The organism is Nocardioides imazamoxiresistens, from assembly GCF_032378595.1.
Lineage (GTDB): Bacteria > Actinomycetota > Actinomycetes > Propionibacteriales > Nocardioidaceae > Nocardioides > Nocardioides imazamoxiresistens.
The window spans coordinates 589,022-613,550 of record NZ_JAVYII010000001.1 but is presented as its reverse complement, the minus strand read 5'-3'; the positions used below and the strand labels follow the sequence as shown (position 1 = coordinate 613,550).

The window sequence follows — 24,529 nt, the reverse complement described above, 5'->3', positions numbered from 1 at the left end:
GACCCGGAGGTGGGCAGCGCGGTGGTGGGCACGGTGGCCGGCGAGACGCCCGGCGGAGCGGTCGGCGGAGGTCTGCGGCTCGAGCGGGTGGGCTACGGACACCCCGACGCGCTGCGGCTCGTGGCGCAGGTGCAGGCCGAGTACACGGTGCTCTACGGCAGCCCCGACGAGTCGCCGATGGAGCCCGCCGAGTTCGAGCCGCCGGCCGGGTCGTTCTTCGTGGGGTACGCACCGGGCGGCGAGGCCGTCGCCACCGGCGCCTGGCGGGCGCGTCCCGACGTCGTCGAGCCGCGGATCGGGCGGGCGGCGGAGATCAAGCGGATGTACGTGGCGCCCACCCACCGTGGCCGCGGCTACTCGCGCGCGGTGCTGGCCCACCTGGAGTCCGACGCGGTGACGGCCGGCTTCGACGGTCTCGTGCTGGAGACGGGGTTGATGCAGCCGGCGGCCATCGCGCTGTACCGCTCGGCCGGCTACGCCGAGGTGGGTGCCTACGGGCACTACCGCGACTCCGAGCAGTCGGTCTACCTCGGCCGTTCCCTCGGCGGCCGCCGCGCGGCAGGATGAGCCCGTGCTGCTCCCGCCGAAGGTCGCCCACGGGGTCGCCGACGGCTCCGTGACCCTGGCGTTCCGGCGCTGGCGCCGCCCGGGCGTGAAGGTCGGCTCGCAGTTCCGCACGGTCGCGGGCGTCGTGCGGGTGACGAGCGTCGACGTCGTCGACGAGGAGGCCGTGGACCAGGCCGACGCGGAGGCCGCCGGGTTCGCCGACCCCGACGCCCTGCGTCGCCGGCTGCGGCCGGTGGAGCCCCCGGCCGAGGGCCAGCCCGACCAGCGTGTGTTCCGGGTCGGGCTCGCCTGGGCGGGGGAGGACCCGCGGCTGGCGCTGCGCGACGACGACGACCTCGACGCCGCCGCGGTCGCCGACCTCGACCGCCGCCTCGAGCGGCTCGACCGCGCCAGCAGCCACGGGGCGTGGACGATGCTCACGCTCGCGCTCGTGCGCGACCACCCGCACCGCCGCGCCCCCGACCTGGCCGCCGCCGTCGGGCGCGAGCGCGACCCGTTCAAGATCGACGTGCGCAAGCTGAAGAACCTGGGGCTGACGCAGAGCTTCGAGGTGGGGTACGCGATCTCGCCGCGCGGCCGTGCGTACCTCGCCGCGACGACACGTCCCCTGCCCGAGCCGCCGGTCGTGCCGGACCCGCCGGCCGGTAGGTAGCCGGGACCCGGGGCGGGTCGGTCGCAGATCTCACCCCATCGGGTGCTCAGGCCGCCCCGTTGCCCGCCGATGAGGACTCGTCATGTCCCATCGGGAGGGAATCCGAATGTCGCACGTCCGTCGCGGGCCCCAGCTGCTCGTCCTGCTCGCCGCACTCCTCGCCGGCCTCGCCACGCTCGCGGCGCCGACATCCGCCGGCGCGGCGCCGGGCCTGGCCGCGTACCGCTCGCCGGTCGACCCGTACCCCCGCTACGAGCCGCAGAAGCACTGCATCTCCGAGGTGCGCGCGGGCACGCGGGCGTACGCGAACATGCTGACCTCGCGCTACGGCGGTCGGATCATCGGCATCACGCGCGCCTGCAACGTCGGCGGGCAGTCGGAGCACAAGGAGAGCCGCGCGATCGACTGGAACCTCGACGCGCGCACGGCGAGCGGCCGTGACACGTTCGGCCGCTACCTGCGTGAGATGCGGGCCTTCGAGGGCAACCAGTACGCCGCGCTCGCCCGCCGCTACGGCGTCGCCTACATCATCTTCAACGACAAGATCTGGTCGGCGTGGAACGGCTACCAGGAGCGGCCCTACCGGCACGCGTCGTGCAAGGACCTGTGGGACATCCGCAACTGCCCGGCCACCCTGCGCCACCTCGACCACGTCCACGTGACGCTGAGCTGGACCGGCGCGAACGGCCACACGACGGCGTACCGCCGCTGACCGCCGCGCGCCGGCGGTCGGGTCAGGCGCCCCAGGCCGCGTCCCAGCCCTCCACGGCGGAGGCGGGACGCGCCTCGGGGCCGGTGTAGACGGCGGACGGGCGGATCAGCCGCCCGGTCTTCTTCTGCTCCAGGATGTGGGCCGACCAGCCGCCGGTGCGCGCGCAGGTGAACATCGAGGTGAACATCGGCGCGGGGACCTCGGCGAAGTCGAGGACGATCGCGGCCCAGAACTCGACGTTGGTCTCGAGGACGCGGTCGGGGCGGCGCTCGCGCAGCTCGGCGAGCGCGGCCTGCTCCAGCGCCTCGGCGACCTGGTAGCGGGGGGCGTCGAGCTCGCGCGCGGTGCGGCGCAGGACCCGCGCCCGTGGGTCCTCGGCGCGGTAGACGCGGTGGCCGAAGCCCATCAGCCGCTCGCCGCCGTCGAGCAGCTCCTTGACGTACGCCCGGGCGTCGCCGCGGCGCTCGACCTCCTCGATCATGCCGAGCACGCGCGACGGGGCGCCGCCGTGCAGCGGGCCGCTCATGGCGCCGATGGCGCCGGAGAACGCGGCGGCCACGTCGGCGCCGGTCGAGGTGATCACGCGGGCGGTGAACGTCGAGGCGTTCATGCCGTGCTCGGCGGCGCTGGACCAGTACGCGTCGATGGCGTGGGCGTGCTTCGGGTCGGCCTCGCCCTTCCAGCGGATGAGGAACTTCTCCGCGAGGGTGCGGCCCTCGTCGACGACCTTCTGCGGCACGACCGCCTGGTGCAGGCCGCGGGCCGACTGGGCGGCGTAGGAGAGCACCATGACCGCGAGGCGGCCGATGTCCTCGCGCGCCTGCTCGTCGGAGATGTCGTAGGTCTGGCCGAACCCGAAGGCCGGCGCGAGCATGGCCACCGCGGCCTGGACGTCGACGCGGACGTCGCCGGTGTGCACCGGCAGGTTGAACGGCTCGGCCGGCGCGAGGCCGGGGGCGTACGCGCCGTCGATCAGCAGGCCCCAGACGTTCTCGAACGGCACGCGGCCGACGATGTCCTCGATGTCGACCCCGCGGTAGCGCAGCGCCGATCCCTCCTTGTCGGGCTCGGCGATCTGCGTCTCGAAGGCGACGACGCCTTCCAACCCGTGGTGGACCTCGACCATGTGGGGCGCTCTCCTTCGGTGCTTCCGGCGTCGTGACGTGGTGTGACGACGATTCCTGCGCCGCATTCTGCCCGTGGTTACCCGCCGGTCGCCACGGGGCCGTCCGCACCCTGGTTACCGTCGTCCTCATGAGCGAGCCCCGATCCTCCGAGCCGTCCCGCGACCTGGCCGACCTGCGCGAGGAGTACGCCGCCGGCGGGCTCGACGTCGGCGACCTCACGCCCGAGCCGATCGCGCTGTTCTCCCGCTGGTACGACGAGGCCGCGGCCGCCGCGATCGGCGAGCCGAACGCGATGGTCGTGGCCACGGTCGACCCCGACGGCGCGCCGTCGAGCCGCTTCGTGCTGCTCAAGGGGTTCGGCCCGGACGGCTTCCGGTTCTTCACCAACATCGCGTCGCGCAAAGGCGCCGGCCTGGCGGCGGAGCCGCGCTGCGCCCTGCTGTTCCCCTGGCACCAGCTGGAGCGGCAGGTGCGCGTCGACGGCCGCGCGGTGCCGCTCGACGACGCCGACGTGCGCGCGTACTTCGACCGTCGTCCGCGCGGCTCGCGGATCGGTGCGTGGGCCTCGGCGCAGTCGCGGCCGGTCGCCTCGCGCGAGGAGCTGACGGCGACCTACGAGGAGGTCGAGCAGCGCTTCGCCGACGTCGAGGACGTGCCCGTGCCGCCCGAGTGGGGCGGCTACCTCGTCGTGCCGGAGACCGTCGAGTTCTGGCAGGGCCGCCCCAGCCGGTTGCACGACCGGCTCGTCTACCGGCGCTCCGGCGAGACCTGGGAGGTCGAGCGGCTCGCCCCCTGAGCGCCGACGCGCTCGGGCAGGCCGAAGCGGGTGTGCACGCCCGGGCTGAAGGCGACGTGGTCGGGCGTGCGCCCGGCGAGGTCGTCGAACCCCACCGACGCCAGCAGCTCGTCGCGCAGCTCGAGGACCTCGGCGTCGTGCAGCGGCCACACGCCGTGCTCGTTCGGCACGCGCAGGGTCGCACCGAGCATCCGGGTGTGCAGGCGCCAGCGCGCCGAGAGGAACAGGTCCAGCGGCGTCGCCTCGCGCGGCGCGCCCACGCGCACCGTCAGCACGCTGGACGCCGCGCGGCGCGGGGCCCGCAACCGGGAGGCGTACGTGTGCACCTCGCCGGCGCTCGTGTGCAGGACGTCGTGACGCATCCGCGACCAGCGGTACGGGACGGCGAAGCCCAGCCGTGCGCCCGCGACCACGGCGAGACGTTCGCAGTCGAGGCTGCGGAACAGCACGCCACGGCGCCCGTCCCGGTCGACGGTGTAGAGCCGCACGTTGGTCTCGAGGAAGGTGCCCAGCCAGGGCACGCTGCTGCGGCGACCCGGCCCGGCGTCGACCATCCGGAACGGCACGAGACCGACGTAGGTGGCGCCGTCGTGCTCGTCGGGGCGCACCCCCGGCGGCAGCAGCGGGGCCACGCGGGTGGCGGGCACCGCCCAGTGGACGTAGGTCAGGTCGCGCCAGTCCTGGTTCATCAGGATGCGCTCCAGGCGGTGGGGCGGGACCGGCCCGAGCGGCTCGGTCTCCCCGACCCGCGTCGCCGCGGGCCTCGTCGGGGTCCCGGGGGCGGTGGCGTGCACCCCTCGATCGTGGCAGCAGGACGGCGCCGGAAAAAGGGTTGATGGCCCCGGGCACCCGGCGTACCGTTTTTCGTACACGGGAAAGGAGGTGGTCCAAGACAATGGTTTCTTCTAGGGCACGTGAGGTGGCTGCTCGCTAGCAGCTCCGTCGCACGGCGCGGACGACCGACCGGTCGCGCGTCGTTGCCGGCGTCAGACAGCCGCTGGCAATCCACGGGCAGTCACCCGGCCCGCAGGCGCTCCGGACCATGTCCGCCGGAGGAGGTCCCCACCGAGGGGCCACGCCTGCGGGCCGTCCCCATTTCCGGGTGCGGCCCCGCCTGCCGGGTCCGAGTCCCCACTACCGTGGGCCCATGGCCCGACCGCCGTCGATCACCGACCTCGTGTCCGCCGAGCAGCGCGCCGAGGTGCTGGAGCTGCTCGACCGGGTCACGGCCGACCTCCCCCTCGACGAGCTGCTGCCCCGCATCGTCGACGTCGCAGCCGAGCTGACCGGGGCCACCTACGGCGTCCTCGCGGTGCTCGACGACGAGGGCCGGATGCGCGACTTCCACCTGCACGGTCTCGACGACGACGAGATGGCCCGCATCGGCGCCCTGCCGGTCGGGCACGGGGTGCTCGGCGACCTCCTGCGGGCCGACCGGCCAGTGCTGGTCGACCACCTGGGCTCGACGCCGGGCGACGGGACGCTGCCGGAGGGCCACCCGGCGATCGACCGCTTCCTCGGGGTCGGCATCGACCACGGCGGGCGGCGCATCGGGGTCCTCTACCTCGGCGAGAGGCGCGACGGCGGACCCTTCACCGGCCACCACGCCCTGCTGCTCGAGTGGCTGGCGGACCGCGCCAGCCACGTCCTCGCCCTCGCGGACTCGCGGCGGCGCGCCGACCGGCGCAGCGAGTGGCTGCAGGTCTCCGCCCGGCTCGCCGAGCTTCTCCAGCCCCCGCTGGAGAAGCGCCGCGCCCTCACCCACGTCGTCGAGCTGGTGAGCTGGCTCTTCCACGCGCGGGCGGTCGCGCTGGGCCGCCTCGTCGACGACGACCTCGTCCTCGTCGCCGAGGACGAGACCGACACGAGCTTCGGCGACTTCGTGCGGCCCGAGCACATCGCGCCCGGCACCCCCGTGCACGCCGCGGTGCTGACCGCGGTGCGCGAGCACCGCCCGGTCCTCGCCCGGGTCGACCCGACCGTCGTGGTGGTCGTCCCCGTGCCGCTGCGGCTCACCGAGCGGCTCGTGCTGGGGATCGTGCTGCGCCGCGGCGCCCCGGCCCCCGACCAGGAGGAGCTCGACCTGCTGGCGTCGTTCACCAGCCAGGCCACCTCGTCGATCGACCGTCTCGACGCCCTCGCGGAGCGGGCGGAGATGCTCGTGCTGGCCGACCGCGAGCGGATCGCCCGCGACCTGCACGACGTCGTGATCCAGCGGCTCTTCGCCACGGGGCTGCAGCTGCAGGGCATGCGGGTGCGGCTGCCGCACGAGGACCAGGAGCGCCTCGACGTCATCGTTGGCGACCTCGACCAGACCATCCGCGACATCCGCACCACGATCTTCGAGCTCAGCCAGGTGCGGGCCCGCTCGCTGCGCCAGGAGGTCGGCCTGCTGACCTCCGAGTACGCCGAGCTCCTCGGCCACGCGCCCACCGTCGGTCTGCACGGCCCGCTGGACACGACGGTCTCCTCGACCGTCGCGGACTCCCTGCTCGCCACGCTGCGCGAGGCGCTGTCCAACGTCGTCAAGCACGCCCGGGCTCGCGCCGTCGAGGTCGAGCTGCGCGTCGAGGCCGGCGTACTGACCCTCCTCGTCGGCGACGACGGCGTGGGCTTCGACGGCCCGCTGCCCGAGAGCGGCCTGACGAACGTGCGCCGCCGCGCGCAGGCGTTCGGCGGCACGGTGCGCGTGGTCAGCGGCGCCGGCGTGGGCACGGTCCTCGAGTGGACCGTGCCCCTGCCCGACTGACCGCCGACTGACCGCCGCGTCGCGCGTGTCCCGCTCAGCCCAGCGGGTCGAGCACCCCGTGCCCGCCGACGTCGCGGGCGAGGACGCCGACGTGGTGGCGGGCGTCGCCGAGCAGCTGGTCGAGCGCGGTGAGGTGCGCGGCGTAGGTGCCCACCGCGTACTCCGCCGTCATCCCGATGCCGCCGTGCAGCTGGATCGCCTCCTGGCCGAGGTGCCGCCCGGCCTTGGCGACCTGCGCCCAGGCACGGGTGGCCGCCGCCGACCGCGACGCGGCGTCCTGCTCGGGATCCGCGTGCACCATCAGCGCCCACAGCGCGAGGCTGCGCGCGAGCTCGAGCGCCACGTACATGTCCGCCGCCCGGAACGTCAGTGCCTGGAACGTCTTGAGCGGCACGCCGAACTGCCGGCGGCTCGAGAGGTAGCCCGACGTCGACTCCAGCGCCGCCGCCATCGCCCCGACCGCCTGCTGGGCGGCGACGACGCGGGTCAGGTCGTACGCCGCGGCGATCTCGGACGAGCGGTCCGCACCGGCCTCGCCGAGCGGTGTCGCGGTGGCCCCGTCCAGGCGTACCCGCGCGGCCCGGCCGCCGTCGGTGGTGCGGAAGCCGGAGCGGGTGACGCCCTCGGCGCCCGCCTCGAGGAGGAACAGGCCGGTGCCGCCGTCGGGCAGCGCCGCGGAGACCACCAGCACGTCCGCCTCGGCACCCCAGGGCACCGGCTCCTTGACGCCGTCGAGACGCCAGGCGTCGCCGTCGGCGACGGCACGGACGCCGTGCGCCGCCGAGCCCCACCGCGATCCCGGCTCCGCGTGCGCCAGCGTCGGCAGCGACTCCCCGGCGCTCAACGCGCCAAGGACCGTCGCGCGCTGCTCGGCGTCGCCGACCGTGGCGACGAGACCGCCGGCGAGCACGACCGCTGCGAGGTAGGGCTCCGGGGCCACCACCCGCCCGATCTGCTCGGCGACCAGGCCCACCTCCAGCCAACCCGCGCCGAGGCCACCGTCGTCCTCGGCGAACGGCAGGCCCAGCAGGCCCATCTCGGCCATGCCCGTCCACACGCCCTCGTCGTAGCCACGGTCGCCGGCCGCCGTGCGGCGCCGGGTCTCGAAGTCGTCGTACGTCCTGCCCAGCAGGCCGCGCACCGCGTCGCGGAGGGCGACCTGCTCCTCGTCGAGCTCGAAGTCCATCTCGTGCCTCCCTACAGACCCAGGATCGTGCCGGCGATGATCTGACGCTGCACCTCGTTGGAGCCCCCGTAGATCGAGGCCTTGCGCAGGTTGAGGTACGCCGGGGTGCTGCGCCGCTGCCACTGCTCGGCGTCGCTGTCGGAACCGGTCGAGCCGAACGCGAGCCCGCCCGGCCCGGCGAGGTCGACCACCAGCTCGGAGACGGCCTGCTGCAGCTCGGTGCCCTTCAGCTTCAGCACCGAGGACGCCGGGTGCGGCTTGCCGTCCGCCGAGTTGGCGACGACCCGCAGCGCCGTCAGCTCGAGGGCGAGCAGCTCGTTCTCCAGCTCGGCGACCCGGGCGGCGACCGACGGGTCGTCGAGCAGCGTGCCGCTGTCCGAGCCGCCGGTGCGCTGGCTCGCGGCCCACTCCTTGGCCTGCGCCAGGACCCGCTTCGTCGCACCCACCGGCGCGACGCCGACCCTCTCGTTGCCGAGCAGGAACTTCGCCTGCGTCCAGCCCGAGTTGACCTCGCCGACCAGGTTCTCGGCCGGCACGCGCACGTCGGTGAACCAGACCTCGTTGACCTCGTGGCTGCCGTCGATCAGCTCGATCGGTCGCACCTCGACGCCGGGGGTCGTCATGTCGATGAGCAGCATCGAGATGCCGGCCTGCTTCTTCACCGACGGGTCGGTGCGGACCAGCGTGAAGATCCAGTCGCCCCACTGGCCCAGCGTCGTCCACGTCTTCTGGCCGTTGACGATCCAGTCGTCGCCGTCGCGCACCGCCGTCGTGCGCAGCGACGCGAGGTCGGAGCCGGCGTCGGGCTCGGAGAAGCCCTGGCTCCACCAGATGTCGAGGTTGGCGGTCGGCGGGAGGAAGCGCTCCTTCTGCTCCTGCGTGCCGAACTGGGCGATCACCGGCCCGATCATCGAGGCGTTGAACGCCAGCGGAGGCGGGACGCAGGCGTGCTGCATCTCCTCGTGCCACAGGTGGCGTCGCAGCGGCGACCAGTCGCGCCCGCCCCACTCCTTCGGCCAGTGCGGCACCGCGAGACCCGCCTCGTGCAGGGTGCGGTGGGCGCTGACGATCTGCTCCTTCGTCAGCGAGCCCCGGTCGCGCACCGTCGCGCGGACGTCCTCGTCCACCTTCGTCGTGAAGAACTCGCGGAGCTCGGCGCGGAACGCCTCGTCCTCCTCGGACAGCTGCAGTCGCACAGCACCTCCTGGCGCTTGGTCGTGGTGACGTGGGTCACCGTACTGGGCGGTACCGACAACCGGGCGCGGCGACCGCCCCCGACGGGTCCTGGTCCAGGCCGGGGTCGCGGTGCGGACGCGTTTCGCGGACGCCGGCCCCATGGCCTACGCTGAGCGGCGCGAAGGGGAGTAGCCCGGCCGGCGCGAGTCGGCAGGGGCGGTCGACATACTGGCGACCACGGCGACGTGGGAGCCCGGCCGTCCCGCCCGTGAACGCTCACGGGTGAGCGAGACCTTCGACCAGTGGAATCCGCTGGTCGAGGTCTGCTGCACCCGGATCCTCGTCCAGCCCGACGTGAAGGATCTCTCGTGACCTACCTCGAGCTCGTCGTGCTCGGTTTCGCCCTCGCCATGGACGCCGTCGCGGTGTCGGTGGCCCAGGGCATGCGGATGTACCGCCCCCGGTGGCGTGACGCCGCCTTCCTGGCCGTCGCCTTCGGCCTGTTCCAGGCCGTGATGCCGCTCGGCGGCTGGGCCCTGTCGTTCTGGTTCGCCGGCGTCGTCAGCGCCGTCGCACCCTGGATCGCCTTCGCCCTGCTCGCCTACCTCGGCGTCGTGATGATCCGCGAGGGTCTCTCCGACGACGAGGACGACGAGGCTGCCGGCGCCTCGGGCGGGACGGGGGCCGCGGCCGGCGCCGGTGTCGCCGCGTACGCCCCGCTGACGCTGGCCGTCGTGCTGCCCCTCGCCGTCGCCACCTCCATCGACGCCGCCGCCGTCGGCGTCACCTTCGGCGTGCTCGACATGGGCGTCGGCGCCGTGCTCGAGGCGGTCGCCATGATCGGCGTCGTCACGCTGCTGCTCTCCCTCGCCGCCGTCTTCGTCGGTGCCCGGGTCGGTGAGCGGCTCGGTCGCTACGCCGAGCTGGTGGGCGGCGCGATCCTCGTGCTGATCGGCCTGCGCATCCTGCTCGACCACCTCGGCGTGCTCGGCTGACGCGGGCGGGTCCGCCGGCACCCCTTCCTGCGGAGAAAACGCGGACCGGCTCGTGGCAAACGCGGACGTCCGGGCCACGTGAGGCACCGTCCGTCCGCGTTCTCTCGAGCGCGGTCCGCGTTTTCCCCGACGCCGCCCGGCCCGGCCGGGCTGGGTCCGAATGGGCTCAGCGCGCCATCTCGAGCAGCACGGCGACGTCGAGCAGGGCGGCGTGGTCCGGGCCGGGGTCGCGGGCGGCCCCGGCGAGCACGCCCGACCACCGCAGCAGGCCGAGCCCGGCCGCCGTCGTCGCGGCCTCCTGGAGGTCGCGACGGGCGGTCGCCGCGCCGCGCCGCGACCCGAGCACGAGCAGGCGGCCCACGATCTCGGTGACGTCGTGCAGCAGCCGCTGCCACGGGTCCGCCGAGCCGGTCCCGGGGACGGAAACGGGGGAGGTCGAGGGGACGGCCGCTGCGTCGTCCGCGCCGTCGCCCAGCGGTACCACCAGGGGACCGGCCGGGCCGTCGAGCAGGGTCGGGCGCACCACGAGGCCGTCGCTGCGGCGCACCCAGCGCCCGGCCACCGCGGTCGTCCCGCCCGAGGCCAGCAGCGCGGCGGTCGCGCGGGCGCCGTCCCGGGCGCGCGAGGAGACCGGCAGCTCGAGGCGCGCCGTCGCGCCCGTGACGTCCCGCAGGGTCGCGGCCACGAGGTCCTCGGACGGGTCGGTGGCGACGTCCTCGACCGCGGCGACCCGCAGGGCGCCGAGGCCGGCCACCGAGCCGCGCGGGGCGAGCGCGGCGGGCACGTCGACGTCGCCGGCGACCGCGCCGAGGTGGGGGGCGAACAGCGGTGAGTCCTCCGGGACCTCCCACCGTGTGGCGGCCTGCACCGGCGCGGTCCCGCGCGGGAGCACCAGCTCGGCGCCGCGACGACGGCTGCGCGGGAGCACGAACGCGGCGGCCGCCCACGCGGCGTACGTGCTGCCGGACCGGCTGCGGGCCCCCAGCCGACGGGCCGAGACCCGCACGTCCTCGGTGTCGACGGCCTCGACGGTCAGGGTGCGCACGGCGCCGGAGCGCACGTCGCCGAGGTAGACCCGCAGGCGGCTCCAGCCGCCCACGTGCAGGTGCTCGGCGCCGAGACCCACCAGGCGCTGCGCGCCGACGGGCTCCTCGTGCTCCGGCACCCCCGCGACGAGAGCGGCGGGGACCCCGCCCGGCCGGTCGAGCGAGCGCAACCGCACCTCGAGCTCGCCGGCCAGGGTCACGATGCGCGTCGGGGAGACCTCGGCGTCCCGGGCCGCGTGGTGCGCCAGCTGGGCGACGAGGTCGCGCGCCACGGCCCCCGGGTGGGGCAGCCCGGCGTCCTCGAGGGCCGTCGCGAGCCCGACGCCCGCCGCGACCAGCTCCTCCGACGCGCTCAGACCCAGGTCGAGCAGCCGGCCCCACCAGGCGTGCCAGCGCGCCACGAGCTCAGGGTCGGGGCGGGTCAGTCCCGGCGTCGCCGCGGGCGACGCGACGAGCCCGTCGTCCGGCCCGACGGCCAGCGCCGCCGTCGCGTGGTCGAGGTGGGCGCACCCGGGGGCGCCGCAGTCGCAGCGGGCGAAGCGGGGGTCCGCGTCGGCGCCGAGGCGCACCGTCGCCTCCGCCGGGACGTGCAGGACGACGGTGGTCCGCTCGCCGCGCCGCACCACGGCGACGAGGCCGTACGCCTCCCGCGCCGCGGCCGCCGCACGCGCCGTGCGGGCGTCGACGACCGGCGGCGCCTGCGCAGCGGTGGTGTCGGTGGGACAGGCAGCGGGCGCGGCCCCGGCGGCCCCGGCCGCCCGGTGCGCGAGGACGGCGCGCACGACGTGGCGGCACGACCCGCCGGCGGCGCAATCGCAGCGCCAGGTGTCGAAGGCCCCGGCGCCCAGCAGGCACCACGAGCCGTCGGAGGCGCTGGCCTCCAGGCCGGCGTCGGTCTCCACGAGCTCGACCGTGACGGTGCCCTCCTCGAGGTCGCGGGTCGCGCGGCGCACCGTGCCCACGTTGGTCAGGTCGCGCAGTACGTCGGGCGTCAGGCCCGTGAGGTCGGGGATCACGGCGCGGCCTGCGGCGGCCCGGAGGGGCGTACCCCGTCGACGACCTCGGCGACCCACTGCGCCAGCTGGTCCGGGGTCATGGCCCCGACGTGCGCTCCCAGGCGGGCCAGCTCGCGCGCCTCGTTCTCGTCGACGCCGACGCGGCCGTCCTCGTCCAGGGCCGCCAGCGCCAGGACGGTCGCGCCGCTCTCGGCGAGCCCGCGCACGGCGGAGCGCAGCACCACCGGGTCGCCGCCCTCGAAGAAGTCGCTGACCACCACCACGATGGCGCGGCGTGGCTCGGTGACCAGCGACGCGCAGTAGCGCACCGCGCGGCCGATGTCGGTGCCCCCGCCGAGCTGCACGCCGAGGAGGACCTCGACCGGGTCGGCGAGCTGGTCGGTGAGGTCGACGACCTCGGTGTCGAAGGCCACCAGGTGGGCCCGCAGCGTGCCGAGCCCGTGGAAGATGGCCGCCGTGATCGCCGAGTGGATCACCGAGCCGGCCATCGACCCCGACTGGTCGACGGCGACGATCACCTGCCAGCGATCGGCCTGCCGGCGCACGCGGCTGGAGAACAGGGGCGTGCGGATCACCAGCTGACCGGTCGCGGGATCGACGTTGCGCAGGTTCGCGCGGATCGTGGCGCGCGGGTCGAAGTTGGCGGCGACCCGGTGCCGGCTGGGTCGCCGCGGGTCGCGCACCCCCGCGAACGGGGTGCGCACCGGCTCGGCCAGGCGCTCCATCAGCTCGCCGACGACCTTCGCCACGACGGTGCGGGCCGCGCCGAGCACGGCCGGGCTCATCAGGCTCCGGTTGCGCAGGATCGCGGTGAGCAGCGCCTGGCTCGGCGTCACCGCCGCCAGCGCCTCGGGGTCGAGGACGAGGTCGTCGATGCCGTGCTGCTCGACGGCCCGCTCGACCAGCCGGTCGGCGACCGAGCGGGGGAAGAGCGACTGCACCTCGTTGATCCACTCCGTGCTCGTCATCAGCCCTGAAGCACCGAGGCCGGCGCTGCGCGCACCGCCGCCGTCCTCGTCGAGGAAGCCCAGGGCGTGGTCGAGGCGCGCCTCCTCCCCGGCCGGGCGCCCGAGCGCGTCGTCGGCCGCCGGGCCCAGCACGAGACGCCAGCGGCGGGCGACCTGCGCGTCGTCGGGACCGATCACGGGGTGCTCCCGCTCGCGGACCCTGCGGCTCCCGTGGCTCTCGTGGCCGTGCGCAGGGGGCCGGTGTGCTGCTCGACCAGCGTCCACAGCGCGTCCTCGCGGACGAGCAGGTCGGCGAGGACAGCGGGGGGCACGACGAGCGCTGACGCACCTCCGGGACCGGCGCCACCGGGCGGTCGCAGGTGGTCCAGCAGCGCCCGCCGCTCCCGCGGCAGCAGGTTCCCCGCCGCGCGGCGCAGGTCGGGCAGGGCGAGGCGGAAGTCCGCGTCGTCCCACTGCCGCAGGGCCGCGTCGAGGGGGTCGAAGATCTCGGGGGCGGCGAGCGCGAGGTGGCCGGCGACGGTGAGCAGGCCCGCGTACCACTCCCCGGTCCCGACCGGGTCGGGCGCTCCCTGCGGGGTCCTGCTCCCGTCGGCCGACGGCGTCGCCGACTCCAGCAGCCAGCGCGCCCCGGTGAGCGCGCCGAGCGCCTCGGGCGCGTGGCCCGAACGGGTGGCGCCGCGCTCCAGCTGGGCGACCAGGGCCGCCGCGAGCCGGGGCTCGAGGTCCTGCAGGGCCGGGCTGGCCACGACCGCGTCGACCACGCGGCGCAGGGCACGGGCCAGCGCCTGCGACGGCGCTCCCGAGGCCTGGGGCCCGAGTCGCTCGAGCAGCTCGACGCACCGCAGCCCGACCAGGCGCAGCAGGGCGTCGAGATCGGCGCGGCCGGCGGTGGCGTACCAGCGCTCGAAGCGGTGCAGCCGCAGCAGCACGTCCAGCGGGACCGTCAGCTCGTCCAGCCGGTCGAGCCCGAGCGTGACCGCCTCGACCCGCTCGCCCATCCGGCCGGTCAGGTCGGGCAGCCCGCACAGCACCGCGTCGAGCAGGGTCGAGGCGAGGTCCGCGACCTCCCCGCTGGCCGCCCGCCGCACCAGCACGGCGAGCACGGCCTGCTCGATGCTCGCCCCGAACCGGCTGGCCAGGACGGCACGCGCGCCCACGGCGGGCCCGCCGCGCACGGTCCACTCCTGGGTCGGGTCGACGCGCTCGGTGACCCGGGCGCCCGGCGCGGGTCGCCGCGCGTCGGGTACGTCGACGGGTCCGGGCGCACCGGGGGCGCGCACGTCGCGGACCAGGCGCGCCGCCGGGACGTCCAGGACGCGCAACCGCTGCAGCAGCTGCGCTCGCTCGCGGTCGTCGGCCTGCTCCAGGTCGAGGGTGTACGTCGTCGCGCGCGGCCCCAGCGGCATCCCCAGCCGCGCGCACCGGTCCTCGACCTCGTGCACGAGCGGCGGCAGGTCGGTGCCGGGGGCGAGCCGACCGACGGCGTCGCCGCGCATGAGCTCGCGCACGCGGTTGACCAGCGGGTGGCCGCCGTCGGCGCTCGTCGCCGCGTCTGCCGCGACGGTGTCCTTGACCAGGGTGGACGTCAGCGCGTCGACGAGGTCGTCGCGCCAGGGGCGGGCGTGGTCGCGCAGGCTCGCCAGACCGAGCATCGTGGCGCGGGTCGCGACCAGGTCGGCCGCCGACAGCGGAGCGCCGGCCTTGCGCAGCGCCGCGACGGCCTCGGCGAGGACGACGTCGGTGACACCGTCCGCGTCCTCGGCCCGGCCGGTGGCACCCGCACGGTGGACCCGGTCGTAGTAGCCCGGGCTCGGCTGCCCCGCGAGGTAACCCCGGTGCTCGTCGAGCTCGGGGTAGGAGGTCCGGACCAGCGCGTGCCCCGTCTCGAGGTCCTCCGGCGCCGCGGGCGCGCCCTGCGCCTCGTCGGAGCGGGGCGGGGCACCGAGCCGCTCGCGCAGCGCGGCGGTGTGGGCGGCGCCGGTGACGACCAGCAGCACCCCGTCTGAGTGCTCCGCGCGCGCCCGCCGGACCTCCGCGGCCATGTGGGCCTCGCGGGCGAGGTCCAGCGCGCGGTCGTCCGGGCGGCCGGCGCGGGCGTCGGCGTTGGCACGGATCCCGGCGCCGAGCACGGCGGCGCGTCGCAGGTACGCACTCGTCGTCAGGCCCGGGTCGATCTCGGCGACCTCGTCCCACACGGCCGACATCTCGCGACGTCCGGTGTGCGCGGAGAGGCGCTCGAAGAACGTCTCGCTCACCTCGTCGGCGCGTTGCAGCGCGACGCCCTCGCCGTCCGCGGCGGCCGGGGTGTCGGCGTACCCGCCGTGCTCCACGAGCACCTGCAGGTGCCACGGCAGGTCGATGAACCGGACGTCGGCGCCGACCGCGGCGCCGTCGCGCACCGCGTGCCACTCGGGGCTGAAGACCGCGAAGGGGTAGAGGGCGTACGCCACCTGCGTGCCGTCCGGGCGCTCGCGGCGCCACCAGGTCATCAGCGCCACCGGGGGCTCGTGCGGCAGCAGCAGCTGGTCGACGCGGCGGTAGTCGGCCGGCCCCTCGACCAGGACCGCGACCGGACGCAGGCGGGCGACGAGGTCGCGCACCGCCCGGGTGGCCGCGGGGGAGTGGTGCCGCACCGGCACCCAGCAGATCCCGTCGGCGCCGACCTCGGCGTCGATCTCGGCGTCCGCCCCGTCCTCGGGAGCCGGCTCAGCCATCGAGGAGGCCGCGCGCCGCGTACAGCTCCTGCCAGCGCCCGCCGCGCTCCTTCGCGACCCGGGTCAGGTAGCCGCGCAGCCGGGACCGGTCGTCGTCGGAGTCCTTGAGCGCGCTGCCGAGCATCGCCCCCACGACGTCCTCCCCGCGGGGCGGCGCACCGGTGAACCACGCGGACGCCAGCCCCGTGGCGACCGCGACCGAGACCGCCTCGGCCGTCGACATCGCGGTGGACAACTGCTCGACCGGCCGCCCGTCGGCCGTGTGCCCCCGACGCAGCTCGCCGAACAGGGTGACCAGCACCTCCGTCAGGTCGCCGGGCAGGCCGGAGGTGATGCCCGCCTCGGCGAGGATCGCGTCGCTCTGGCGCTGCACCAGCGCCGTCTCGCGGGCCACGTCGGCGATGGCGTGCACGGTCTCGAAGTTGAAGCGCCGCTTCAGCGCTGCGCTCATGTCGTTGACGCCGCGGTCGCGGATATTGGCGGTCGCGACGACGGCGAAGCCGCGGCGCGCGTGCAGCACACGGTGCTCGTCGGCCAGCTCGGGCACGACCAGGACGCGGTCGGAGAGCACGGAGAGCAGCGAGTCCTGCGTCTCGATCGGGCAGCGGGTGATCTCCTCGAAGCGCACCACGGCGCCCTCGCTCATGCCGCGGTGCACCGGGGCGGGCACCAGCGCGTCGAGGCTGGGGCCGCGGGCCAGGAGCAGCGCGTAGTTCCACGAGTACTTGATCGCGTCCTCGGTCGTCGACGCCGTGCCCTGCACCGTGAGGGTGGAGTCGCCCGAGACGGCGGCCGCGAGCAGCTCGGAGAGGAACGACTTCGCCGTGCCCGGCTCGCCGACGAGCATCAGCCCGCGGTCGGTCGCCAGCGCCACGACGCACCGCTCGACCAGGGCCCGCTCGCCGACGAACTTGGCCTCCAGGCCGAGGCCGTCGCGTCGCCCGGCGTCGCCGAGCACGAAGTCGACGACGCTGCGCGGGGAGAGCCGCCAGCCCTCCGGCACCCGCGCGCCCGTCGTGCGGTCGCGCGCGGCGAGGCGCTCGAGCTCGTCGGCCCACCGCGTCTCGGCGGAGGGACGCTGCACGCGGGGCGGGGCTGCGCTCCCCGCCGCCGTCACCTCAGGCATCCGCCACCACCTTCGTGTGCAGGGCCGCGACGGCCCGGTCGATCTCGGCGGCCACGATCGGGTCGAGGTCGGCCCAGGGCACGACCGTGTTCCCCCGGGCGACCCGCAGCCGCAGCACGCGCTGGTCGCCCGAGACCGCGGGGTTGTAGAGCACGACGCCGGTGACGTGCAGGGTCGCGACGACGCCGGCAGCCAGGAACGCCCGGTCGTACGCGGTGGCGAGCTCGCCGCCGTCGGCGTACGCCATGCCCCAGCCCTGTCCGGACAGCGTGCCGTGCAGCGTGCCCGGATGGATCGTGCCGACGGGCAGGGCGGGCGAGCCGTCGTCGGCCCGCGGGCCGACGACCTCGAGGCGGTCGAGCTGCGGGAACGGCGCCACCAGCTCGTGGTCGGCGAGGTGGGCGCGCCAGGCGTCCCGCTCCTCGGCCGTGAGCCGCGCGGGGTGCACCAGGGTGACGCTCGCGTCGGCCGGCAGCACGTGGGTCTCCTCGTCGACCCCGACGTACTCCCCGCCCTCGTCCATGCGGACCAGCACGGTGCTGCCGTCGGGTGGGACGGCCCGCCAGACCAGGGCCCGGAACAGCGGGTTCACGATCGGGTGCGGAGCCAGGTAGGTCGCGTGGTCGGCACCCGTCCACGGCTTCTCGTCGACCATCGCGCCCTCGAACCGCGCGGCCTGGGTGCGGCCCACCTCGGTCACGGTCGCGCGCAGGGCCTTGAGGGCCTTCTTGGCGGCGGCGACCGCCAGAGGATCGTCGCTGCCGTTCGCCGCCGGCAGGCTCGCACGGGGCTTGCCGCTCGGGCGCCCGTCGGCGTCGAGCAGGTGGAGCACCACCGTGCCGCCGGGGCGCAGGCTCGCGCGGAACGAGCGCGAGCCGTAGTCGAGGACCCGCGTGCTGCGGGCGTCCAGGTCACCGGTGGCCAGCAGCCGGGTGCCGAGGTCCTCGACCGAGAGCCCCAGGAGGTCGGCCAGCGCCCCCAGCTGCACGGCGGCCACCCAGTCCATCCCGCCCTTCTTCCACGACTCGGCGCTCGCCAGCGCGGCCGCAGCGGCGCTCGAGGCGTTGAGGGTGACGAGCTCGAGCCCGAACTTGGCGCGGTTGTAGCGACCCTCGTTCCACTCGCGCACGCGCTGCATGACCTCGTCCACCCAGCCGTCGGCGCCCAGCACCGCACCGGCGCGGGCGAACGGCTTGTCCTGGGTGCGCTCGCCGGCCGTGATCCAGCCGCGCAGCAGGTGCGTGCCGGCGGTGTCGCGCTCCGCGGCCGACATGTGCGCGACCACCGCGGCGACGAGCGGCCGGCGGGGCCCGTCGGGCACGGTGCGGGCGGCCGCGGTCAGCACGGCCTCCGCGTCCCCCGCGCCCAGGGGACGCCCGCCGAGCACCAGGGGCGTGGCGGTGACCCAGTCGGGGAGGCGGCGGGGCAGCTTCACGGACTGCCCGTCGCTGTACGCCTCCTCCGCCGCGAGCGCCGCGGCCCACCACTGCGGCAGGGCGTCGGCCCCGAACGCCCCGGCGTCGGCCTGCTCCGCGCTCTGCGTGACCACGAGCCGGGCGGCCGCCGCGGCGGCCGGGTGCGCGAACTCCGTCTGCCCGGCCTCGACGAGGTCGGGCACGGCGGCGACCAGCTGCTCGGTGCGGGCGGCGTTGAGACTGCCGTCGAACGCCCCCACCACGGCGCGGTGCTCGACGAGCCACGCACGCACGGCGCCGGTCACCTTCGAGCTGTCCACCGCCAGCTGCAGCGCCCAGGGCACCGAGGCGGGACCCGAGAGTCGCTGCAGGACGGCCGTCGCGCGCTTCACGACGTAGCCGGCGATCCACTTCCGCGCGACGAGACCGGCCAGGACCGGCTCGCCGAACACGACGAGCGCGAGGTCGGGCCTGGTGAAGGAGGTGGTCAGCTCGGAGCCGCCCTGGCGCAGCCGGTCGTCGACGGCGAACCACAGGGTGCGCCGGGCGTCCGGGTCCGGCAGCGCGGCGGCCACGGCGACGAGCAGGTGCGGGTCGCCCAGGAGCACCTGGTCGCCGCGGGTCGTCGGGTTGACCCACGTGTACGGCGCGGGACCCAGCTCGACGACCAGCCCGTGGTGGTCCTCGGGCGACGCGACCAGGGCGCTCAGCAGGAGGCGGCGCGCGGGGTCGGCGGTCGGGTCGGCGACGACCGCGAGCATCCGCTCGCGCGCCTCGGGGGTGACGCCGGGCAGGCCGTACGCCCTCAACCCCAGGACGTCGCGGGCCCGCAGCTCTCCCGTGAGCGCTGCGTCGAGGTCCAGGAGGTCGCCCGCGCCACGCAGCGCCAGGCGGGCGCCGGCGTCGAGCGGAGCGGGCAGCAGCCCCCAGCCGAACGACCGGTGCGGGACGGTGAGGGCGACCTGGGCGGGGTCGCCGGAGGCGGCCGTGACGGCCGCCGCGTCCGCCCGCAGCAGCTGCTCCTTCGGGTCGATCCGCCTCGTCCCGGAGGACCACGTGGCCCGGACCTCGGGGTCGGCGAACGCGGCCCACGGCAGGGGCTCCCCGTCCCCGTCGAGCGGCTCCGACTCGATCGCCTGCGTCGCGAACCACGCCGCGGTCGTCGGGTCCGGCACCCCGTCGAACGGGGTGGGTCCCGCGGGCTTGCGGACCCACGAGCGACCCGCCTTCGCGACCTTCCTCGGGTCCGCCGGCGGTGGCACCGTGAGGTCGTCCAGCGGACGTCCCTCGGCCAGCACGGCCTCCTCGACGCGGTTGCGCACGATGCCGAGGTCGCCCCCCGAGCCCACGCTCACGCCGTCGTCTCCATCCGGGCCGCCACGGCGGCGAGGCTACGGCGGACCTCCGACACCACCACCGGGTGCGCGCTCGTCCACTCGATCCGCACGTCCTCGCGGTCCCACCAGACGTACCCGACACCGCGCTCGACGTAGGACAGCGGCACGAGGCTCACCGCGTCGAGCCGCTGCGGACCCGACTCGTGCAGCATCCCCGACCACAGGCCCTCGGAGATCTCGAGCACCACGCCGACGCCGTAGGCGGGCAGTGCCAGCGAGAAGGCGTGCACGACCCCCGCGTCCTGCGGCTGGCCGCGGTGCCACCCGTCGCGCTCCAGGGTCGAGGTCAGCGCGCCGGGGCCGATCTCACCGGTGGGCAGGCCGGCCAGCGCGTACCCGCTCTGGCCCTCGGGCAGGCCGTGCACCGCGCGGTCGAGCTGCTCGACCGGCGACGTGAGCTCGTAGTCGAGCAGGTGCGCGCGCCACGCGTCCTTCTCCGCGTCGGAGAGCGTCAGCGGGTGCGCGAGCGTCAGGGTCGCGCCCTCGCCGGGCTCGACCGGGTCCTCGTCGACGGTGACGTACTCACGCTCGTCGGTGACCCGCACCAGCGTCGCCGTGCCGTCGGCCTCCACGAGCCGCCAGACCAAGGGCCGCACGAGGGCGTTGAGCACGGGGTGCCGCGCGACGTACGCCTCGTGGTCGGCCGCCGACCACACCCGCCCGGTGACCATCGCCCGCTCGAGACGGGCCGTCTGGATCTTCGCCACCTCGGTCAGCTGCTTGCGCAGCAGCGTGAACTCCTTCTTGGCCTCGGCGGCCTGCTCGGCGTCGTCCTTGCCGTTGGCGGCCGGCAGCGACGTGCGCGGCTTGCCGGTGGGCCGGTCGTCGTCGCCGAGGGCGTGGACGACCGGCTTGCCGTCCGCGCCCAGCGCGATGCGGAAGCGTCGGGGCCCGTAGTCGAGGACACGTACGCCCCGCGGGTCCAGGCCGCCGTCGGGGACGACGCGGTCCTGGAACTCGTCGACGGTGAGGCCCTGCAGGTCGGCGAGGCGCTGCAGCGACTCGTTCGCGGCCTTCTGCACGCCCTTGAACTTCGACTTGCCGGCGATGCCGGAGATGGCCTGCATGGCGCTCGTCGTCGCGGTCGCCGCGAGCACGTCGAGACCCAGCACGGCCCGCTGGTGCTGGCTCTGGCCCGGCCAGGCGCGCACCTGGGGCGCGAGCTCGGCCACCAGCCCCTCGGCGCCGAGGAAGCCCGCGGCGAGGAAGAGCGTCCGCTCGCCGGACGCGCCGCCGTTGCCGAGCCAACCGGCGAGCAGCGCGGAGGCGAAGCGGTCCCGGTCGCCCGTCGTCATCCGGTCGCGCACCGCCGCGACCAGGGGGCGCGGCGCGAGCGTGGGGTCGAGGCCGCTGCGCGCCGCCGACAGCAGCACCTCGCGGGTCTGGTCGGCGTCGAGCCGTGCCCCGTCGAAGCGCAGGATCGGCAGCGACGTCGTCCAGGTCGGCAGCTTCCGCGGCACCTTGAGCTTGCTCTCCGGGAGCGCGGCCGCCTCCTCGGCGGCGAGGGCGTCGGTCCACCAGGCGGGCGGACCGTCGGCGCCGAGCACCGGCAGGTCGGCTTCCTCGCGGATGGCCGTCACCACGGCGATCGCGCGGGCGCTGCGCGGCGAGAACGTCGGGTCGCCGGCCAGGATCTCGCGGACCACGGCGTCGAGCACGCCGGCCTCGGCAGCCCCGGGGCGGCCGTCGTACGCCGCGACCGAGGCCGGGTGCGCCAGCAGCCAGGACCGCGCCTCTGCCGCGGCGCGCGAGGCCGCGGCGAGGCGCAGGAAGGCGCCGACCGCACCCGGCCCGGTGACGCGCTCGGCGAGCCGCTGCGTGGCGACCGTGGCCATCAGCGTGTTGCCCCTGCCCTGGATGACCCGCACGACACGGTCGAGCACCGGCTGCCCGAAGACCGCGAGCCCGAACAGGTCGGGGAGGGCCGACCACTCGCTCACCTCGTCGGGGTCGTCGCCCTCCGTGAGCGCATGGGCGCGGAAGGCGTCGAGCACGCCCTCCAGGAACGCCGCGCGGGCGTCGGTGTCGGGCAGCGGGAGGGCCGCCGCGATGCGCTTGTCCCACGAGTCGAGGTAGAGCGGGTCGAGGTCGGCCAGCATCCGGTCGTGGCTCTCGGCGTCGCCGATCAGGGCGCTGCGGAACAGCACCGGGGCGCGCTCGACGTCGGTGCGCTGGGAGTGCTCGGTGGCCGCCAGCGCGGCATCGAGCTCGTCCGCGCCGAGGTCGGGGAGCAGGGCGCGCAGGCCGGGCACCCAGTCGAAGGCCGGGCGCCACACGGCGTGGGCGAGGACGGCCGCGCGGCCCTCCAGCGCGAGGTCGACGGCCAGCTCGGCCGTGCCGGTCACCTGTGTGTTGCGGTGGGGCCGCTCGAAGTCGTGCATGGGCGGCGGCAGGACCCCAGCGGGGTCCGTGGCGACCTCCCTGGCTCGGCGGGCACGCTCGCGGACGGTGAGCAGGCCCCGGTAGTCGCGGCGGACCAGCCCGAGAGCCTCGAAGTCGCGCCACTCGGCGAAGGTGGCGTCGCGGAAGTCCTGCGACTCCGGCTCGCGCACCTGGGGGACGATGTCGCGCGTGAAGGCGCGCCACCAGCGCGCCGAGGCGACGTCGGGCATCTGGTCGAACGGGGTCAGCGCGTAGTACTCCTCGCGTCGGTACCCCGACGCGTCCTGCCGGGCGACGTGGGCCGCCGCCCAGGCCTCCCAGCGGTCGGCGAGGGACTCCGGGTCCTCCTCCGTCGCGGGCACGGCGGTGCTCGCCAGGGGCGGGTTCTCCGGGAACGCGGCGCGCTCGATCTCGCTGAGCACGACGCCCAGGTCGCCGGGCTCGCCGGGCTCGGCGACCACCACGGCGGTCGGGGCGGGCGTGGGAGCGGGCGTCGGGGCGGGCGTGGGAGCGGGCGTGGGCCGGGGTGCGGGTACGCCCGTGGACGCGGTCGTGCCGGCCGCCTCGGCGTACCCCTTCTTCTCCTTCGCCGCGACCTGCTTCTCGACGTCGGCCGCGGCGGCCGCGGCGCTGGCGTACGTCTTCTCCTTGACCTGGCCGTTGGTGCCGTTGCGGCCGTAGTGGACCCGCACGGTGGCGCCGTCGACGCCGATCGACCAGAACTTGTCCGCCGAGCCGTCGACCAGTTCGAACCTGCGCATCTCCACCGTCTGCTCCCCCTCGGGTCCCCGGGCGCTGTCGCCGGCGGCGCGTCTACCCCGACGGCCCCGGACATACTCCTCGCGCGCGCTCGCCGGTTCGACCGTTCGCGGGACGCCGGGCCGTGCGCGGGGTTTCACTTGGTCCGGAGGTGTACGGATGACGAACCTGGGCTACGACATGGCACGGCCGCCGGCGAAGCGGCCCTTCTGGAGCCGCGGCCGCACGGCCGCCGCCGCGAGCGTGGCGGCCCTCCTCGTCGGCGTCGGCATCGGCGGGGCGTCGGTGGAGCAGGAGCGGCACGAGGGGGAGGTCGTGACCGTCGCCGAGGCCGCCGCGCAGGTGGAGGAGGAGGCCGCCCGGATCGCCGACACGCAGGTTTCCGAGGCGGTCGACGCAGCCGTCGAGGAGGCGCTCGCGTCGGCCGGGGCCGAGCACGAGGCCGCGCTCGCGTCGCTCGAGACCCAGGGGCACGAGGCCGTCGCGCAGGCCGTCGAGGAGGCGCTGGCCACCGAGCGGGCGGCCCAGGCCGCGGAGCAGGAGACCGCCGTGGCCACCGCCGTCGAGGAGGCGCTCGCGCAGGCGGCGCGGTCGGCACCCGCGCCGAGCAGCTCCGGTGGCGGGTCGAGCGGCAGCTCGGGTGGCGGCTCCGGTGGCAGCTCGTCGGGCACCGACCCTCGGTTCGACACCTGCGGCGACGCGAACGCCGCCGGCTACGGGGAGTACGTGTCCGGCGTGGACCCGGAGTACGGCTGGTACCAGGACCGCGACGGCGACGGCGTCTCCTGCGAGTTCTGAGCCGCCCGGGCTCGCCCCACCCGCCCCTCGCCCCCACCCGCCCAGAAAACGCGGACGGCGGCCGGGAGAACGCGGACCGACCGTCGATCCGAGGCCGGCGGGGTCCGCGTTTTCTCGGGCCGGGTCCGCGTTTTCTTCCGCGCGCCCGGCCGCGTCCGGCCGCGCCCTGCGCCGCTCCGAGCGAGATTTCACCCTGACCCTGTGGAGAACTTCTCGCCAACGCCGGGCCGGGACGCGATGATGCTCGGGTGAGTGGACATCTCGGGAATGTCCCTCCGCCGCCGGCGACCCGCGCCACCGCTCCGGGGTGGCGCGACGCACGGCTGTGGGTGGGGCTGTTGATCGTGGCCGTGTCGGTGCTGGTCGGAGTACGCCTGCTGGCCTCGGCCGACGACACCGTCGCCGTCTGGGCGGCACGTGACGACCTCGTCGCGGGCGCGGAGGTCGGGGCGGACGACGTGGTCGCCGTGCGGGTGCGGTTCCGCGACGACGCCGGGCTGGCGGCGTACCTCTCGGCCGACGACCCGTGGGACCCCGACCGCGTGCTGCTGCGCGACGTCGCGGCCGGTGAGCTCGTGCCCGCCGGGGCGACGGGCGACGAGCCCGAGGACGAGGTGCGGCACCTGCCGGTGGCCGTCGACCCGTCCCGGGTGCCGCCCGCGGTCGCCGCGGGCAGCGTCGTCGACGTGTGGGCCGCCGGGCTGGACGCGCCGGCCGCGGAGGACGCAGCCGAGGACGCAGGCGCCACCGCGCCGGCGGACGCCGACGGTGCGCGGCTCCTGCTGGAGGGCGTCCGCGTCGTCGAGGTCCCGGACACCGCGGGGCAGGTCGGCTCGATCGCCGAGCGACAGCTGGTCCTGGCCGTGCCGGAGGACCAGGCGGACGCGATCCCCGCCGCCCTCGAGGCGATGGCCTCGGGCACCGTGACCGTGGCGCAGCGGGGCTGAG

18 protein-coding genes are annotated in these 24,529 nt (G+C 75.9%); 8 read left to right on the top strand and 10 right to left on the bottom strand.

All coding sequences use genetic code 11. From position 1 onward, the window contains the following. Positions 1 to 9 precede the first annotated feature (9 nt). The 3 genes from RDV89_RS02925 (at position 10) to RDV89_RS02915 (ending at position 1,931) form a co-directional block, all read left to right on the top strand. Positions 10 to 567 carry a GNAT family N-acetyltransferase gene (locus RDV89_RS02925; protein WP_315731157.1) on the top strand — a complete coding sequence of 186 codons (558 nt, stop codon included), beginning with the start codon at positions 10 to 12 and terminating at the stop codon, positions 565 to 567. A gap of 4 nt (positions 568 to 571) precedes the next feature. Then, positions 572 to 1,219 carry a hypothetical protein gene (locus RDV89_RS02920; RefSeq protein WP_315731156.1) on the top strand — a complete coding sequence of 216 codons (648 nt, stop codon included), beginning with the start codon at positions 572 to 574 and terminating at the stop codon, positions 1,217 to 1,219. Positions 1,220 to 1,325: 106 nt separating this feature from the next. Continuing rightward, on the top strand, positions 1,326 to 1,931 hold the full coding sequence (locus RDV89_RS02915; RefSeq protein ID WP_315731155.1) for a VldE C-terminal domain-containing protein: 606 nt from the start codon (positions 1,326 to 1,328) through the stop codon (positions 1,929 to 1,931). A gap of 22 nt (positions 1,932 to 1,953) precedes the next feature. On the opposite strand, the gene RDV89_RS02910 is transcribed toward RDV89_RS02915, so the two are convergent. Then, entirely contained in the window at positions 1,954 to 3,057 is a 1,104-nt protein-coding gene (locus RDV89_RS02910; protein WP_315731154.1) for a citrate synthase 2, read from the bottom strand. 128 nt (positions 3,058 to 3,185) lie between these two features. Here RDV89_RS02910 and pdxH point away from each other — a divergent pair, with 128 nt between their 5' ends. After that, positions 3,186 to 3,854, top strand: coding sequence for a pyridoxamine 5'-phosphate oxidase (pdxH, locus tag RDV89_RS02905; RefSeq protein WP_315731153.1), 669 nt, complete (start codon positions 3,186 to 3,188; stop codon positions 3,852 to 3,854). Here pdxH and RDV89_RS02900 read toward each other — a convergent pair. Then, positions 3,806 to 4,648, bottom strand: coding sequence for a YqjF family protein (locus RDV89_RS02900; protein WP_315731151.1), 843 nt, complete (start codon positions 4,646 to 4,648; stop codon positions 3,806 to 3,808). The genes pdxH and RDV89_RS02900 overlap by 49 nt on opposite strands. A gap of 353 nt (positions 4,649 to 5,001) precedes the next feature. Between RDV89_RS02900 and RDV89_RS02895 the strand changes: the two genes are divergently transcribed. Beyond that, positions 5,002 to 6,603 (top strand): GAF domain-containing sensor histidine kinase, encoded by a 1,602-nt coding sequence (locus RDV89_RS02895; protein WP_315731149.1) that lies wholly within the window; start codon positions 5,002 to 5,004, stop codon positions 6,601 to 6,603. Between the two features lie 34 nt (positions 6,604 to 6,637). On the opposite strand, the gene RDV89_RS02890 is transcribed toward RDV89_RS02895, so the two are convergent. Continuing rightward, positions 6,638 to 7,789 carry an acyl-CoA dehydrogenase family protein gene (locus RDV89_RS02890; RefSeq protein WP_315731147.1) on the bottom strand — a complete coding sequence of 384 codons (1,152 nt, stop codon included), beginning with the start codon at positions 7,787 to 7,789 and terminating at the stop codon, positions 6,638 to 6,640. Positions 7,790 to 7,800: 11 nt separating this feature from the next. Then, entirely contained in the window at positions 7,801 to 8,985 is a 1,185-nt protein-coding gene (locus tag RDV89_RS02885) for an acyl-CoA dehydrogenase family protein (protein WP_315731145.1), read from the bottom strand. A gap of 348 nt (positions 8,986 to 9,333) precedes the next feature. On the opposite strand from RDV89_RS02885, the gene RDV89_RS02880 reads away from it, so the two are divergent. After that, positions 9,334 to 9,960, top strand: coding sequence for a manganese efflux pump MntP (locus RDV89_RS02880; RefSeq protein WP_315731143.1), 627 nt, complete (start codon positions 9,334 to 9,336; stop codon positions 9,958 to 9,960). 166 nt (positions 9,961 to 10,126) lie between these two features. Here RDV89_RS02880 and RDV89_RS02875 read toward each other — a convergent pair whose 3' ends face one another. Genes RDV89_RS02875 through RDV89_RS02850 form a run of 6 tightly spaced genes read right to left on the bottom strand, consistent with a single transcriptional unit; the run spans position 10,127 to position 22,785 of the window. Then, on the bottom strand, positions 10,127 to 12,022 hold the full coding sequence (locus tag RDV89_RS02875; RefSeq protein WP_315731141.1) for a YehQ family protein: 1,896 nt from the start codon (positions 12,020 to 12,022) through the stop codon (positions 10,127 to 10,129). Then, positions 12,019 to 13,167, bottom strand: coding sequence for a VWA domain-containing protein (locus RDV89_RS02870; protein WP_315731139.1), 1,149 nt, complete (start codon positions 13,165 to 13,167; stop codon positions 12,019 to 12,021). The genes RDV89_RS02875 and RDV89_RS02870 overlap by 4 nt, the downstream gene beginning before the upstream one ends. Continuing rightward, a complete protein-coding gene (locus RDV89_RS02865; protein ID WP_315731137.1) occupies positions 13,164 to 15,704 on the bottom strand; it encodes a DUF5682 family protein in 2,541 nt (846 codons plus the stop codon). The genes RDV89_RS02870 and RDV89_RS02865 overlap by 4 nt, the downstream gene beginning before the upstream one ends. Further along, complete coding sequence (locus RDV89_RS02860; RefSeq protein ID WP_315731135.1) at positions 15,697 to 16,830, bottom strand: ATP-binding protein; 1,134 nt, start codon at positions 16,828 to 16,830, stop codon at positions 15,697 to 15,699. Before RDV89_RS02860 ends, RDV89_RS02865 begins: the two co-directional genes overlap by 8 nt. Further along, entirely contained in the window at positions 16,823 to 19,600 is a 2,778-nt protein-coding gene (locus tag RDV89_RS02855; protein WP_315731133.1) for a DUF4132 domain-containing protein, read from the bottom strand. The genes RDV89_RS02860 and RDV89_RS02855 overlap by 8 nt, the downstream gene beginning before the upstream one ends. Continuing rightward, positions 19,597 to 22,785, bottom strand: coding sequence for a DUF4132 domain-containing protein (locus RDV89_RS02850; RefSeq protein ID WP_315731132.1), 3,189 nt, complete (start codon positions 22,783 to 22,785; stop codon positions 19,597 to 19,599). The genes RDV89_RS02855 and RDV89_RS02850 overlap by 4 nt, the downstream gene beginning before the upstream one ends. 157 nt (positions 22,786 to 22,942) lie before the next feature. On the opposite strand from RDV89_RS02850, the gene RDV89_RS02845 reads away from it, so the two are divergent. After that, positions 22,943 to 23,581, top strand: a complete 639-nt coding sequence (locus RDV89_RS02845; RefSeq protein ID WP_315731130.1) for an excalibur calcium-binding domain-containing protein — start codon at positions 22,943 to 22,945, stop codon at positions 23,579 to 23,581. A gap of 338 nt (positions 23,582 to 23,919) precedes the next feature. Further along, complete coding sequence (locus RDV89_RS02840) at positions 23,920 to 24,528, top strand: hypothetical protein (protein WP_315731128.1); 609 nt, start codon at positions 23,920 to 23,922, stop codon at positions 24,526 to 24,528. Position 24,529 lies beyond the last annotated feature (1 nt).

Excerpts from the sequence above, each read along its gene's own strand:
- pdxH (WP_315731153.1), top strand. The coding sequence starts at position 3,186 with ATGAGCGAGCCCCGATCCTCCGAGCCGTCCCGCGACCTGGCCGACCTG.
- RDV89_RS02915 (WP_315731155.1), top strand. The coding sequence starts at position 1,326 with ATGTCGCACGTCCGTCGCGGGCCCCAGCTGCTCGTCCTGCTCGCCGCA.
- RDV89_RS02865 (WP_315731137.1), bottom strand. The coding sequence starts at position 15,704 with ATGGCTGAGCCGGCTCCCGAGGACGGGGCGGACGCCGAGATCGACGCC.
- RDV89_RS02890 (WP_315731147.1), bottom strand. The coding sequence starts at position 7,789 with ATGGACTTCGAGCTCGACGAGGAGCAGGTCGCCCTCCGCGACGCGGTG.
- RDV89_RS02845 (WP_315731130.1), top strand. The coding sequence starts at position 22,943 with ATGACGAACCTGGGCTACGACATGGCACGGCCGCCGGCGAAGCGGCCC.
- RDV89_RS02860 (WP_315731135.1), bottom strand. The coding sequence starts at position 16,830 with ATGCCTGAGGTGACGGCGGCGGGGAGCGCAGCCCCGCCCCGCGTGCAG.
- RDV89_RS02850 (WP_315731132.1), bottom strand. The coding sequence starts at position 22,785 with ATGCGCAGGTTCGAACTGGTCGACGGCTCGGCGGACAAGTTCTGGTCG.
- RDV89_RS02895 (WP_315731149.1), top strand. The coding sequence starts at position 5,002 with ATGGCCCGACCGCCGTCGATCACCGACCTCGTGTCCGCCGAGCAGCGC.
- RDV89_RS02910 (WP_315731154.1), bottom strand. The coding sequence starts at position 3,057 with ATGGTCGAGGTCCACCACGGGTTGGAAGGCGTCGTCGCCTTCGAGACG.